Below are 13,462 nucleotides of genomic sequence, written 5' to 3'. Positions count from 1 at the left end.
CGGTGTGAACGGGGGTGGGGGATGACGCGCGCGAGCAATGCCCAGGGCGTGGGGCTCAGCAAGGAGGGCCTGCCGGGCTGGCTGGACCCGGTGGTGCACGCGGTGGAGACGGTCGAGCCGCTCCAGCTGAGCCGCTTCCTGCCGCCGGAGGACGGGGCGGGCCGGCAGTCCGCCGTACTGATCCTCTTCGGGGAGGGCGATCGGGGGCCCGAGCTGCTGCTCATGGAGCGGTCGAGTTCGCTCCGGTCGCATGCCGGGCAGCCGTCCTTCCCGGGAGGCGCCCTCGACCCCGAGGACGGCGACCCGACGGGTGACGGCCCGCTGCGGGCCGCTCTCCGCGAGGCCGAGGAGGAGACCGGGCTCGACCCCGCCGGAGTGCAGCTCTTCGGGGTGCTGCCCAAGCTGTACATCCCGGTGAGCGGCTTCGTGGTGACGCCGGTGCTGGGCTGGTGGCGGGAGCCGACGCCGGTCGGGGTGGTCGATCCGAACGAGACGGCGCGGGTGTTCACGGTCCCCGTGGCGGATCTCACGGATCCGGCCAACAGGGTCACGGTCTCGCACCCCAGCGGCTTCCTGGGTCCGGCATTTCTGGTCGAATCGGCCCTCGTCTGGGGCTTCACCGCCGGAGTCATCGACCGCCTGCTGCACTACTCCGGCTGGGAGCGCCCCTGGGACCGCGGCAAGCAGGTCCCCCTCGACTGGCGGTCATGACAAGGTGTCGCTCGTGAATGTGCTGGACATCCTGTTGCTGGTCGCCGCCGTGTGGTTCGCGATCGTGGGCTATCGCCAGGGGTTCGTCGTCGGCATCCTGTCGGTGATCGGCTTCCTGGGCGGCGGTCTCGTCGCCGTCTACACGCTGCCCGTCATCTGGGACGCGCTGACCGACAACGCGGAGGTGTCCACCACCGCGGCCGTCGTCGCGGTCGTCGTCGTCATCGTCTGCGCCTCCGTCGGCCAGGCCCTGACCACCCACCTCGGCAACAAGCTGCGCCGCTACATCACCTGGTCCCCGGCCCGCGCCCTGGACGCGACCGGCGGCGCCCTCGTCAACGTCATCGCGATGCTCCTGGTGGCCTGGCTGATCGGCTCGGCCCTCGCGGGCACCACCCTGCCGACGCTCGGCAAGGAGGTCCGCAACTCCAAGGTGCTGCTGGGGGTCTCCCGGGCGCTGCCCGCGCAGGCCGACACCTGGTTCGCGGACTTCTCCTCCGTCCTCGCGCAGAACGGCTTCCCGCAGGTCTTCAGCCCGTTCGCCAACGAGCCGATCAACGACGTCCAGCCGCCCGACCCGGCCCTCGCCTCCAGCGCGGTCGCCATCCGCGCCCAGCAGTCCATCGTCAAGGTCATGGGCACCGCCCAGAGCTGCGGCAAGGTCCTGGAGGGCAGCGGCTTCGTCTTCGGGGACCGCCGCGTCATGACCAACGCGCACGTCGTGGGCGGCGTCGACGAACCGACCGTCCAGATAGGCGGTGTGGGCCGCAAGTACGACGCCAAGGTCGTCCTCTACGACTGGCACCGCGACATCGCCGTACTCGACGTACCGGACCTGAAGGCGCGCTCCCTGCAGTTCGCCACCAAGGACGCGGGCAGCGGCAACAGCGCGATCGTGGCCGGCTTCCCGGAGAACGGGTCGTACGACGTCCGGGCGGCACGCGTGCGTGGCCGCATCACGGCCAGCGGCCCGGACATCTACCACCGCGGCACGGTCCGCCGCGATGTGTACTCGCTCTACGCGACCGTCCGCCAGGGCAACTCCGGCGGCCCGCTGCTCACGCCCGAGGGCAAGGTGTACGGCGTGGTCTTCGCGAAGTCCCTCGACGACCCCGACACCGGGTACGCGCTCACCGCCGACGAGATCCAGCCGGACATCGTCAAGGGCCGCAGTGCCAACGAGCAGGTGGACAGCGACAGTTGCGCGCTGTGAGCCCGGCTTGTGACGGCCGGTCGCTTCAAGAAGGTGAGGGCGCGTCAGCCTCGGGGATGACGCAGCCGTACCGAGACCCAGCGGGCCCGGCGGCGCAGAATGCGCGGGATCCCCACCCTGAGGTCCGTGCCCTGGAGTTGCGGCGCGCCCCGTTGGTGGGAGCTCAGACCGTGGTCCGAGCGGCGATTGCGTGCTGCGTCACTGTAGTCGTGCGTCCAGCCCATACCCCGACGTCTGCCCCTGCCCCAAGGTCGATAACCACCCCTTGGGGCCCCAATTGGCGTATGCGCCAGGCAAGTGGCCGTTCGTAGTACAGGTGTTCAGATCAGGATACCGGGCGCATCGAAGCGGTCACCGATCGGGTTCGGGGTCTTTCAGCCAGTTGACCAGTTCCGTCGAGAAGGCCACCGGCTCCTCCTCGTGCGGAAAGTGCCCGAGACCGTCGAACAGCCGCCAGCGGTACGGCGCTTCGACGTACTCCCCGGAGCCCGCCGCGCTGCGGGTGCGCAGCACCGGGTCGAGCGAGCCGTGCAGATGCAGCGTCGGGACCCGCACCGGCCGCTTCATGCGCCGGTTGAACTGGATGCCGTCCGGGCGCGCCATCGACCGCACCATCCAGCGGTACGGCTCGATCGAGCAGTGCGCGGTCGAAGGGATCAGCATGGCCCGCCGGTACGCCTCGATCGCGTCGTCGTCCGGCGACTGGGGGCCGGACCAGTCCCGGATCAGCTTGCCCACCAACTCGGCGTCCTCGGCGAGGAGTTGCCGCTCGGGGAGCCAGGGGCGCTGGAACCCCCAGATGTATGAACTCGCCGCGGACTGCCTGACGTCGGACAGCATCGCGTTGCGCCAGCGCCGTGGGTGCGGCATCGAGGAGACCGCGAGCCGGCGCACCAGCTTGGGGCGCATCGCGGCGGCCGTCCACGCCAGATAGCCGCCGAGGTCGTGGCCGACCAGCGCGGCGTCCGGCTCGCCGAGGGAGCGGATCACGCCGGTGATGTCGAGGGCGAGGTTGGCGGGGTCGTAGCCGCGCGGGGTGCGGTCGCTGCCGCCGACGCCCCGCAGGTCCATGGCGACGGCCCGGAACCCGGCGTCGGCCAGCGCGCCGAGCTGGTGCCGCCAGGTCCACCAGAACTGCGGGAAGCCGTGCAGCAGCAGCACCAGCGGCCCGTCGCCCACCTCCGCGATGTGGAAGCGGGCGCCGTTGGCCGCGACATCCCGGTGCGTCACCTGGCGCCCGCCGGGAAGGGGGAGCCGTACGACCGAAGCGGGTTGTGCCCAAGGATGAGCGGGGTCCGTCATGAGGACGAGCGTGCCACAGCCTCGATGGCTTCGGGGACACGGTCCTCGATCGCCGCGCGCGGATGCGGCTTCGCGTTGCCCAGGACGCCGGCCGTCTCCTTGACCGAAGCGGCCACCTTCTGCGGGCCCTTGCTCTTCGCGGCCTTCTTGAAGAAGAGCACGCCGATCAGCACGAGAACGACCGCGACGAGCACGTTGGCCGCGAAGGAGAGCAGGAAGCAGAGCGCCAGGTTCCAGCCGCTCCAGGTACGGATGCCGTACGCCAGCGCGAAGTTGAGCATCGGCAGGGAGAACAGCAGCACCACCGCGGCGACCGTGAACGCACCGCCGCCCACCGCCCCCCGCTTGACGTCCTGCTTGAGCTGCGCCTTGGCCAGCGCGATCTCGTCGTGCACCAGCGCGGACATCTCGGTCGTCGCCGAGGCGAACAACTGGCCGATGCTGCGTTCGGCGCCGACCGGGCTGCCGTCGGGTGCGCTCATCGCGTACTCCCTCTTCCCCATGTGTCTGTACCGGCATGTCTTTGTACCGTCTCGTCAGATCATGCCGGACCGTCGTTGTCCTCGCCTGCCCCGCCCGCCACTTCGACACGCCCGCGCCGCTGTTCGGCGGCCATCTCCGCGGCGATCCTGCGGTGCTCGGCGGCCTTGCGGTCGTGGAGATGGGCCATGCGCAGGTGGTATGCCGGGTCGTCCTGCTCGTAGATGTCGGGGATGCCGTCGAGATCCTCGTCGCGCTCCTCGTCCTCGTACATCCTGCGGTACCGGGCGTTGCGCAGCTTGAGCAACACGGTCGCGCACAGGGCCGCGATGAGCGAGCCCACGAGGACGGCCGCCTTCACCTCGTCGGTGAGCACCTGGTCGCCGTCGAACGCGAGTTCCCCGATCAGCAGCGACACGGTGAAGCCGATGCCGGCCAGCGAGGCGACCGCGAACACGTCCGCCCAGGCGAGGTCGTCGCTGAGCGAGGCCCGGGTGAAACGGGCCGTCAGCCAGGTCCCGCCGAAGATCCCGACCGCCTTGCCGACGACCAGCCCGAGGACCACGCCGAGGGTCTCCGGCTTCGTGAATACGTCCCCCAGCGCGCCGCCCGAGATCGCGACCCCGGCACTGAACAGCGCGAACAGGGGGACGGCCAGGCCCGCCGACAGGGGCCGTACGAGATGTTCGACGTGCTCGCCGGGGGAGTGGTCCTCGCCTTCGCGGGTGGTGCAGCGCAGCATCAGGCCCATCGCCACGCCCGCGATGGTGGCGTGGACGCCGCTGTTGTACATCAGCGCCCAGATGACGAGTGCGAGCGGGACGTACACGTACCACCCGCGCACGCCCCGGCGCAGCAGCAGCCAGAAGACCGCCAGGCCGATGGCCGCCCCGGCGAGCGCGACGAAGTCGATCCGGTCGGTGAAGAAGATCGCGATGATCAGGATGGCGAAGAGGTCGTCCACGACGGCCAGGGTGAGGAGGAAGGCGCGCAGGGCGCTCGGCAGGGAGGTGCCGATGACCGCGAGGACGGCGAGCGCGAAGGCGATGTCGGTGGCGGTCGGGACCGCCCAGCCCTGGAGGGAGCCGCCGCCGGTGAGGCTGGTCAGCGTGTACACGAGTGCCGGTACGGCCATTCCGCACAGGGCCGCCACGACGGGCAGGGCGGCGGCCTTGGGGTCGCGCAGGTCGCCGGCGACGAGTTCGCGCTTGAGTTCGATGCCGGCGACGAAGAAGAAGATCGCGAGGAGACCGTCGGCGGCCCAGTGGGCGATCGACAGGTGCAGGCCGAGGGCGGCGGGACCGAGGTGGAAGTGGCTGACGCTCTCGTAGCTGTCGTGCAGGGCGGGGACGTTCGCCCAGATCAGCGCGGTGACCGCGGCGATCAGGAGGAGGACACCGCCGACCGTCTCGGTGCGCAGCGCGTCCGCGACGAAGTTCCGCTCGGGCAGGGACAGCCGTCCGAGCACCTTGCGGGCGGGGGTGGGGCGGGGCGCGGCCATCGGGGGAACCTCCGGTCGGTGGGCAGGACGGAACTACTCGCCGACCAGACTTCCCGGCACACCATGGGGATCACGTTTTGCTTAGTTTACCTAAAAAGGGTGCCCGGCGCGCGCTGCGCCGGGCACCCCTCACGGACCTGCTCCTTGCTGACGTGCTGCTCAGTCCTCGCTGGGCGCCGCCGGGAGCTTCTCCTGGATGAGGGACATAACCGTGGAATCGGTCAGTGTGGTGACGTCTCCGAGCTCACGGTTCTCCGCCACGTCCCGCAGCAGTCGGCGCATGATCTTGCCGGAGCGGGTCTTCGGCAGTTCGGCCACCGGGAGGACGCGCTTGGGCTTGGCGATCGGGCCGAGGACGGAGCCGACGTGGTTGCGCAGGTCGTTGACGAGGTTCTCGTCCTCCGCGTTCGCCGTGCCGCGCAGGATGACGAACGCGACGATCGCCTGACCGGTCGTCTCGTCGGCCGCGCCGACCACGGCCGCCTCGGCCACGGACGGGTGGGAGACGAGCGCCGACTCGACCTCGGTGGTGGAGATGTTGTGCCCGGACACGAGCATCACGTCGTCCACCCGGCCGAGCAGCCAGATATCGCCGTCGTCGTCCTTCTTGGCGCCGTCACCGGCGAAGTACTTGCCCTCGAAACGCGACCAGTAGGTGTCGAGGAACCGCTGGTCGTCGCCCCAGATCGTGCGCAGCATCGACGGCCACGGCTCGGTGAGGACCAGATAACCGCCGCCGCCGTTCGGGACCTCGTTGGCCTCGTCGTCGACCACGGTCGCGGAGATGCCGGGCAGCGGGGTCTGCGCGGAACCGGGCTTGGTGTGCGTCACGCCAGGCAGCGGCGAGATCATCATCGCGCCGGTCTCGGTCTGCCACCAGGTGTCCACGATCGGCGTCCTGTCGGCGCCGATGTGCTTGCGGTACCAGATCCACGCCTCGGGGTTGATCGGCTCGCCCACCGAGCCCAGCACCCGCAGGGAGCCGAGGTCGAACTTCGCGGGGATGTCGTCGCCCCACTTCATGAACGTACGGATCGCGGTCGGCGCCGTGTACAGGATCGTCACCCCGTACTTCTGGACGATCTCCCAGAAGCGGCCCTGGTGCGGGGTGTCCGGGGTGCCCTCGTACATGACCTGCGTCGCGCCGTTCGCCAGCGGGCCGTAGACGATGTACGAGTGGCCGGTGACCCAGCCGACGTCGGCCGTGCACCAGTAGACGTCGGTCTCCGGCTTGAGGTCGAAGACGGCGTGGTGGGTGTACGCGGCCTGGGTGAGATAGCCGCCGGAGGTGTGCAGGATGCCCTTGGGCTTGCCCGTCGTACCGGACGTGTAGAGGATGAACAGCGGCTGCTCGGCCTCGAACGCCTCCGGCGTGTGCTCCGTCGACTGCCGGTCGACGATCTCGTGCCACCACACGTCGTGGCTGTCGTCCCAGGCGACCTCCTGCCCGGTACGCCGTACGACGAGCACGTGCTCGACGTTGTCCACCTTGGTGAGGGCCTCGTCCACGGCCGGCTTGAGCGCGGACGGCTTGCCGCGCCGCCAGCCGCCGTCCGAGGTGATGACGACCTTGGCGTCCGCGTCCTGGATCCGGGTCGCGAGCGCGTCCGCCGAGAAGCCGCCGAACACCACCGAGTGCGCGGCGCCGATACGCGCGCAGGCCAGCATCGCGACCGCCGTCTCCGGGATCATCGGCATGTAGACGGCGACCCGGTCGCCCTTCTGAACTCCCAGCTCCAGCAGGGCGTTCGCGGCCTTGGAGACCTCGTCCTTCAGCTCGGCGTAGGTGATCGCGCGGCTGTCGCCGGGCTCGCCCTCGAAGTGGATGGCGACCCGGTCGCCGTTGCCCGCCTCGACATGCCGGTCCACGCAGTTGTACGCGACGTTGAGCGAGCCGTCCTTGAACCACTTGGCGAACGGCGGGTTCGACCAGTCCAGCGTCTCGCTCGGCTCCTTGGCCCAGCTCAGGCGGCGGGCCTGCGCGGCCCAGAAGCCGAGCCGGTCAGCCTTGGCCTGCTCATACGCCTCCGCCGTGACATTGGCGTGCGCCGCCAGGTCCGCGGGGGGTGCGAACCTGCGCTCTTCCTTGAGCAGGTTGGCCAGGCTTTCGTTGCTCACGGCATCTGCCTTTCCCAGGGTGTCCGTTGTGTCCCGGGCCAGCTCATCAGACCCGGGGGTCCGATGACAAGGGTCGTCGAAATATTGGTTTAGACCTGTCATCGGACCCCGGGCGGATCGGCGTGGCGCGGGTCTTTCGTACCCACGGACGCCGGGTGAACCAGGTTCAGGCCGACGCGTCCATCACCCCCACCCGATCGAACAACTCGCCCTCCTCCGTCAGCAGATACGCCTGCGCCTCACCCACGTGGAAGTACATCCCGTTGAGCTCCAACTCGTCGTCCCGCAGGGCCCGCGCCACCGACTCGTGCCCCCGCAGATGCTCCAACTGCTGCACCACATTGGTCAGACACAGCTGCTCCACGGCGTCGGCGGGCGCCCTGGTGGCCAGCCGCGCCCAGGACCGGTTGTCGTCGGCCATCCGCTCCAGGCTCGGCCGCCCGTGCCGCAGCCACCGCTTGAGCGGCGAACGGGCCTCTCCTGGCTGGGAGTTGAGCAGCGCCTGCATGGCCCCGCACCCCGAGTGTCCGCACACCGTGATCGATCTCACGCGGAGCACGTCCACCGCGTACTCGATCGCCGCCGCCACCGAGTCGTCGCCGCTCTCCTCGCCGGGCGGCGGCACGAGGTTGCCCACGTTCCGCACGACGAACAGGTCGCCGGGACCACTGGAGGTGATCATCGACGTCACCAGCCGTGAATCGGCGCAGGTCAGGAAGAGCTGCGAAGGCTGCTGCCCCTCCCTGGCCAGCCGGGCCAGCTCGTCCCGCACCAGGGGCGCGGTGTTGCGCTGGAACGCGCTGATGCCAAGGGCGAGTTGATGACCGGAGGCGGGACCGCCGCTGCGGGACGCCGTCTGCGGGCGCTCGCACCGGTGCTCGCGCCAGGGCGTCCAGGGGTGACAGCGGCAGGCTTCCGCACCCGTCGCACCGGCACTGACTCCCGTACGGCGGCCCGTCAGTTCGGCCGAGCCTCCCCGCGCGGTGTGCGCGTTCTGCCAGTCCTGCAGCGACTCGTACGCCGCGTGGTCCATGAACGAACCGTCCAACTCCACGACGACGTGCGCGCCCTGGGGTACGAGATGCAGGGTCCGGCTGAGCCGCGGCACCGCGAGGAACGTCAACTGCCCTCGGACGTGTACGTGATGGACTCCTTCCTTCTCGTCGTGCGTGATGCGCGTGTGGGCAAGGCGGTTGAGGGCGACGGCGACGGCCACGGTGACTCCGAGGAGCACGCCCTCCAGGACACCGAGGAAGACCACGCCGAGGGTGGTGACGACGTAGACCAGCACTTCTCGGTGGCGGGTCACCGTGCGGATGTGGTGCAGGGACACCATCTGGATGCCGACGGCCATCACGAGTGCGGCGAGCGAAGCGAGGGGGATCAGCTCCAGCACGGGGACCATCAGCAGCGCGGCGATCACTACGAGAACGCCGTGCAGCATCGTGGAGTTCCGGCTCACGGCACCTGCTTGCACATTCGCCGAACTCCGTACGGCCACGCCCGCGACCGGCAGTCCGCCGAGCGCGCCGGAGACGATGTTGGCGGCGCCCTGGCCCAGCAGCTCGCGGTTCAGGTCGGAGCGGCCGACGCGGGCGGAGAGCCCGGGCCGCCCGGCGACCAGCTTGTCCACGGCGACCGCGCCGAGCAGCGACTGCACGCTGCACACCAGCGTGGTGGTGAGCACGGCGGCGGCGATCCCGAGCACCGGGCCCTCGGGCAGTCCGGCCAGCGCGTGGCTGCTCCAGGACGGCAGGTCGACCTTGGTGAGGGTCAGCCCGGAGAGGGAGGCGGTGGCGGTGGCCCCGGCGACGGCGACGAGCGCGGCCGGGATCTTGCGCATCAGCTGCCCGAGCCGGCCGGGGACGCGCGGCCACAGCAGCAGAAGGGCCAGCGTCAGCGCGCTCATTGCCACGTCGGCGGGGTGCAGGTCCGCCAACTGGGCGGGCAGCGCGCGGAGGTTGGCGAGGACCGAGCTCTGCGGGGTGCCGCCCAGCACGATGTGCAACTGGGCGACGGCGATGGTGACACCGATGCCGGCGAGCATGCCGTGCACGATCGCGGGGCTGACGGCGAGCGCGGTGCGGGCCACGCGGACGCAGCCCAGGGCGAGTTGGGCGAGGCCCGCGAGGACGGTGATCGCGCAGGTCGTCCGCCAGCCGTAACGGTGGATCAGGTCGGCGGTGACCACGGTGAGTCCGGCGGCCGGTCCGCTGACCTGGAGGGGGCAGCCGCCGAGCAGTCCGGCGACGAATCCGCCCGCGGCGGCGGCTACCAGGCCGGCCTGGAGGGGCGCGCCGGTGGCCAGCGCGATGCCGAGGGACAGGGGCAGGGCGATCAGGAAGACCGCGATGGAGGCCGACACATCGGCGCCCGCGATCCGGAAGCGGCGGTGCGGGGGCGGTGGCGGGCTGTGGGGCGGGTGGACGCGCTTCGTCCGATCGGCATTCGAGTCGGTGGCGCGGGTGGGTACGCAGGCTGACATGTCTTCCCGTCTCCTCCGGGGCAGCGCGGTCGCAGAACTGGCGGTCCCCGTCGATGGCGGGGGTCGGTCGCGGCCGTGGGTCACGGCGTGCAGCGGCGGGATATCTCAACGCTCGGTAAATGGATAGTAATGCAGAGTAAAGGTCAAGCATAGACTTTGCGGGCAAATGGGTTAATAAGCCACCTTGAAGGGTGAAGTGAGAATTTCATCGGCTTGTCGTACTAATCCCACCTTCGGCCCCATGCGATCTTGGCGGCGCTGCCGGGAATCCCGGCACATCGTCAGAAAACGCCCTGATCGGCGTCGGTCCGAACGAAGGAAGAAGGTGGGCGGACATGGCCGCCACCCAGAGGATCACCGCGGGTGCCGTGATCGCCGCGGCCTGTGCCGCGTCGCTCGCCGGTTGCGCGATCGGCAACGGTTCCCCGCACGGAGCGCACGGTCCGCACAAGGCGGCGCCCGCCCCGGCACCCAGGAGCGGAGTCCGCCTGATCGGGGACGGCTCCACGTCGTACACCGGGGCGCAGCCCCATCTGCCCAGACCCGAGCGGCTCAAGCCCGGTCAGAAGCCCCCGCAGTTCGTGGTCTTCTCCTTCGACGGCGCCGGCGAGGACAGCCAGAAGCTGTTCTCCCACTTCCGCAAGGTCTCCAAGGCCAACCACGCGAACATGACGTACTTCCTCAGCGGCGTGTACATGCTGCCCGAGGAGAAGCGCGACCTCTACAAGCCCCCGGAGCACTCGCCGGGCAGCTCCGACATCGGCTTCAACGACGAGCAGGGCATCTCCGACACCGTGAAGCAGCTGCGCCTGGCGTGGCTGGAGGGCAACGAGATCGGCACCCACTTCAACGGTCACTTCTGCGGCAAGAACGGCGGGGTCGGCGAGTGGTCGGTCGCCGAGTGGAAGAGCGAGATCGCCCAGGCGAAGCAGTTCGTGAAGACCTGGAAGACCAACTCCGGGATGACGAAGGCGTCTTCGCTGCCCTTCGACTACGACAAGGAACTCGTCGGCGCCCGCACCCCCTGCCTGGAGGGCCAGGCCAACTTCATGAAGGCGGCGAGCCAGTTGGGCTTCCGCTACGACACCAGCGGGGTCAACGACCAGATCTGGCCCAAGAAGAAGGAGGGGCTGTGGGACCTGTCCATGCAGCTCGTCCCCTTCCCCGGCCACTCCTACGAGCAGCTGACCATGGACTACAACTTCATGGTCAACCAGTCCGGCACGCAGACCCAGGGCGACCCCGACAAGTTCGACCAGTGGGGCGACGAGATGCGTGACGGCCTGCTCAAGGGCTTCTATCGGGCCTACGACGGCAACCGCGCGCCCCTGGTCATCGGCAACCACTTCGAGTCCTGGAACGGCGGCACGTACATGCGTGCCCTCGACGAGGTCATCGAGAAGGTCTGCAACAAGCCCGAGACGCGCTGTGTCTCCTTCCGGCAACTGGCCGACTGGCTGGACGCCCAGGACCCGGGGACCCTGGCGAAGCTGCGTACCCTGAACGTCGGCGAAGCGCCGAAGCCCGGCTGGGCGTCCTTCCTGACCGGTCGCCCCGCCCCGGCCCCGAAGGGCGTGCCCGGGGCGCCGGCGGCCAAGCAGTAGAAGCGTCCGGAGGGGGCCCGCCTCACACCGAAGCGGTGACGCTCTCGTCGAGCACGAACCCGGGGTCGACCTGCGCAGCCAGGTCGGCCCCGGTGCGCTCGTTGCCCCAACTCCGCGCGTTCTTCAGGTGGAAGTGCACCATCTGCTGTGTGTAGCGCTCCCAGTCGCGCAGTTCGTACGTCGCGTCTGCGGCGATCTCCAGCATGCGCAGGGCGCGGCGGTTGACGTCCTCCAGGAGCTCGAACCGGGGCGGGCGGCCCTTCTCCATGGCGCGCACCCAGTCCGAGTGCCCCACCGTCACCAGCAGGTCGTCCCCGACCTCCGCGCGGAGGAAGTCGAGGTCGTCCTGGCCCTGCACCTTGTTGCCGACGACCTTCAGCACGACCCCGAAGTCGCGGGCGTACTCCTTGTACTGGCGATAGACGGAGACCCCCTTCCGGGTCGGCTCGGCGACGAGGAACGTGATGTCGAAGCGGGTGAACATGCCGGAGGCGAAGGAGTCCGAGCCCGCCGTCATGTCCACCACGACGAACTCGTCGCGCCCGTCCACCAGGTGGTTCAGGCACAGCTCCACCGCTCCCGTCTTGGAGTGGTAGCAGGAGACCCCCAGGTCGGCGTCGGTGAAGGGGCCCGTGACCATCAAACGGGCGGCGCCGCCGTCGAGTTCCACCGAGCGCGCGCAGGTGTCGTAGACCGGATTGTTCTCACGCACCCGCAGCAGCCGGGAGCCCGTGCCGGGCGGGGTGGTCTTGATCATCGTGTCGGCGGAGGCGATGCGCGGGTTGCTGCCGCGCAGGTAGTCCTTGATCAGGGGGAGGTGCTCGCCCAGGGCGGGCAGTGCGGCGGCCTCCGCCTCGTCCAGGCCGAGCGCGGGGCCCAGGTGCTGGTTGATGTCCGCGTCGACGGCGACGACGGGTTGGGCGGTGGCCGCGAGGTGGCGGACGAACAGGGAGGACAGGGTGGTCTTCCCGCTGCCGCCCTTCCCGACGAAAGCAATTTTCATGTTCACGAAGAGTAGTCGGGTCATAGCTGTATGTGGCAGGTGTGCGTGAAGAAGACCACTCCATCGTGGGGCGCGCCGCCGGGATGGCTACTGTCGTACTCATGAGTACGACAGGTGCGACCGCCGATCCGCTAGCGGCCCTGGGCACGCTGCCCGGAGTGGCCGAGTCCGTCGAGTCCATGCGCAAGGCCGTGGACCGGGTCTACGGGCACCGGGTCATGCGGCGCCGCAGCAACGAGATCACCGCCGAGGCGGCACTGCGCGGGGCGCGGGGCTCCGCCGTACTCTCCGGGGCCGACTGGGCACTCGAAGAGGTCCGCCGGCGCACCGACTTCAGCGGCGACGACGAGGCCCGCACGATGGGTGCGGCCCTGCGGCTGTCCGCCGAGGCGGGTCAACTGCTGTCCATCTGGCGGCAGTCGCCCCTCCGGGTGCTCGCCCGGCTGCACCTGGTGGCCGCCGCGAGCAAGGAGGGCGAGGTCGGACGGCCGCGCCAAGAGGGCGAGCCGGTCGACGAGCCGCTCGTCGAACTGCCGCTCCCCGGTGCGGCCGAGGTCTCGGCGCGGCTGGACGGGCTCTCGGAGCTGATCATCGCGGGCGGTTCGGCGCCGGCGCTGGTGACGGCCGCCGTCGTGCACGGCGAACTGCTCGCGCTGCGCCCCTTCACCTCCCGCAACGGGCTCGTCGCGCGTACGGCCGAGCGGATCGTCCTCATCGGCAGCGGTCTCGACCCGAAGTCCGTGTGCCCGGCGGAGGTCGGCCACGCCGAACTCGGGCGCGCGGCCTATCTGGCGGCGCTGGACGGCTATGTCTCCGGCACCCCGGAGGGCATGGCCGCGTGGATCACGCACTGCGGGCGCGCCGTCGAGCTGGGGGCGCGCGAGTCGACGGCGGTGTGTGAGGCGCTGCAGCGCGGAGCCGCCTGACACAGGAGAACGGCCCCCTACGGAGGGGGCCGTTACGGGTTGGGGGGGGGTGAGGTTTTTGTAAACCGCCAGGCGCTTTATCCACGGGTGCAAATCGTGAGCGAAAAATTTACCCGATG

11 protein-coding genes are annotated in these 13,462 nt (G+C 70.0%); 4 read left to right on the top strand and 7 right to left on the bottom strand.

The features are described 5' to 3' along the window. Nucleotides 1-21 precede the first annotated feature (21 nt). Entirely contained in the window at nt 22-711 is a 690-nt protein-coding gene (locus tag ACFXC1_RS22570; protein ID WP_381245198.1) for an NUDIX hydrolase, read from the top strand. 13 nt (nt 712-724) lie between these two features. Continuing rightward, the gene (locus ACFXC1_RS22565; protein WP_381245196.1) at nt 725-1,924 is read left to right on the top strand and encodes a MarP family serine protease; all 1,200 of its coding nucleotides are present in this window, start codon (nt 725-727) and stop codon (nt 1,922-1,924) included. Nucleotides 1,925-1,968: 44 nt separating this feature from the next. On the opposite strand, the gene ACFXC1_RS22560 is transcribed toward ACFXC1_RS22565, so the two are convergent. From ACFXC1_RS22560 to ACFXC1_RS22535, 6 genes are all read right to left on the bottom strand, one after another. Beyond that, complete coding sequence (locus ACFXC1_RS22560; RefSeq protein ID WP_078623198.1) at nt 1,969-2,148, bottom strand: hypothetical protein; 180 nt, start codon at nt 2,146-2,148, stop codon at nt 1,969-1,971. Nucleotides 2,149-2,275: 127 nt separating this feature from the next. After that, nucleotides 2,276-3,226: an alpha/beta fold hydrolase gene (locus tag ACFXC1_RS22555; protein WP_381245194.1), complete on the bottom strand. Its 951-nt coding sequence runs from the start codon at nt 3,224-3,226 to the stop codon at nt 2,276-2,278. Next, nucleotides 3,223-3,708 (bottom strand): phage holin family protein, encoded by a 486-nt coding sequence (locus tag ACFXC1_RS22550; protein WP_381245192.1) that lies wholly within the window; start codon nt 3,706-3,708, stop codon nt 3,223-3,225. Before ACFXC1_RS22550 ends, ACFXC1_RS22555 begins: the two co-directional genes overlap by 4 nt. Nucleotides 3,709-3,767: 59 nt before the next feature. After that, nucleotides 3,768-5,207, bottom strand: a complete 1,440-nt coding sequence (nhaA, locus tag ACFXC1_RS22545; RefSeq protein WP_381245190.1) for a Na+/H+ antiporter NhaA — start codon at nt 5,205-5,207, stop codon at nt 3,768-3,770. Nucleotides 5,208-5,366: 159 nt separating this feature from the next. Then, complete coding sequence (acs, locus tag ACFXC1_RS22540; RefSeq protein WP_381245188.1) at nt 5,367-7,325, bottom strand: acetate--CoA ligase; 1,959 nt, start codon at nt 7,323-7,325, stop codon at nt 5,367-5,369. A gap of 166 nt (nt 7,326-7,491) precedes the next feature. Next, nucleotides 7,492-9,810: a bifunctional SulP family inorganic anion transporter/carbonic anhydrase gene (locus tag ACFXC1_RS22535; RefSeq protein WP_381245187.1), complete on the bottom strand. Its 2,319-nt coding sequence runs from the start codon at nt 9,808-9,810 to the stop codon at nt 7,492-7,494. A gap of 335 nt (nt 9,811-10,145) precedes the next feature. Here ACFXC1_RS22535 and ACFXC1_RS22530 point away from each other — a divergent pair, with 335 nt between their 5' ends. Then, nucleotides 10,146-11,414 (top strand): polysaccharide deacetylase family protein, encoded by a 1,269-nt coding sequence (locus ACFXC1_RS22530; protein ID WP_381245185.1) that lies wholly within the window; start codon nt 10,146-10,148, stop codon nt 11,412-11,414. Nucleotides 11,415-11,436: 22 nt separating this feature from the next. Here the strand turns inward: ACFXC1_RS22530 and ACFXC1_RS22525 are convergent, their stop codons facing one another. Then, nucleotides 11,437-12,417 carry an ATP-binding protein gene (locus tag ACFXC1_RS22525; RefSeq protein ID WP_381245184.1) on the bottom strand — a complete coding sequence of 327 codons (981 nt, stop codon included), beginning with the start codon at nt 12,415-12,417 and terminating at the stop codon, nt 11,437-11,439. A gap of 101 nt (nt 12,418-12,518) precedes the next feature. Here ACFXC1_RS22525 and ACFXC1_RS22520 point away from each other — a divergent pair, with 101 nt between their 5' ends. Next, nucleotides 12,519-13,343, top strand: coding sequence for a Fic family protein (locus ACFXC1_RS22520; protein ID WP_381245183.1), 825 nt, complete (start codon nt 12,519-12,521; stop codon nt 13,341-13,343). Nucleotides 13,344-13,462: the final 119 nt, after the last annotated feature.

Source organism: Streptomyces hokutonensis, assembly GCF_042751305.1.
GTDB lineage: Bacteria > Actinomycetota > Actinomycetes > Streptomycetales > Streptomycetaceae > Streptomyces > Streptomyces hokutonensis_A.
Note: the sequence above shows the minus strand (reverse complement) of the source record. Positions and strands in the feature narration are given on the sequence as shown.

Excerpts from the sequence above, each read along its gene's own strand:
- ACFXC1_RS22570 (WP_381245198.1), top strand. The coding sequence starts at position 22 with ATGACGCGCGCGAGCAATGCCCAGGGCGTGGGGCTCAGCAAGGAGGGC.
- ACFXC1_RS22560 (WP_078623198.1), bottom strand. The coding sequence starts at position 2,148 with ATGGGCTGGACGCACGACTACAGTGACGCAGCACGCAATCGCCGCTCG.
- ACFXC1_RS22555 (WP_381245194.1), bottom strand. The coding sequence starts at position 3,226 with ATGACGGACCCCGCTCATCCTTGGGCACAACCCGCTTCGGTCGTACGG.
- ACFXC1_RS22550 (WP_381245192.1), bottom strand. The coding sequence starts at position 3,708 with ATGAGCGCACCCGACGGCAGCCCGGTCGGCGCCGAACGCAGCATCGGC.
- nhaA (WP_381245190.1), bottom strand. The coding sequence starts at position 5,207 with ATGGCCGCGCCCCGCCCCACCCCCGCCCGCAAGGTGCTCGGACGGCTG.
- ACFXC1_RS22535 (WP_381245187.1), bottom strand. The coding sequence starts at position 9,810 with ATGTCAGCCTGCGTACCCACCCGCGCCACCGACTCGAATGCCGATCGG.
- ACFXC1_RS22530 (WP_381245185.1), top strand. The coding sequence starts at position 10,146 with ATGGCCGCCACCCAGAGGATCACCGCGGGTGCCGTGATCGCCGCGGCC.
- ACFXC1_RS22525 (WP_381245184.1), bottom strand. The coding sequence starts at position 12,417 with ATGAAAATTGCTTTCGTCGGGAAGGGCGGCAGCGGGAAGACCACCCTG.
- ACFXC1_RS22520 (WP_381245183.1), top strand. The coding sequence starts at position 12,519 with ATGAGTACGACAGGTGCGACCGCCGATCCGCTAGCGGCCCTGGGCACG.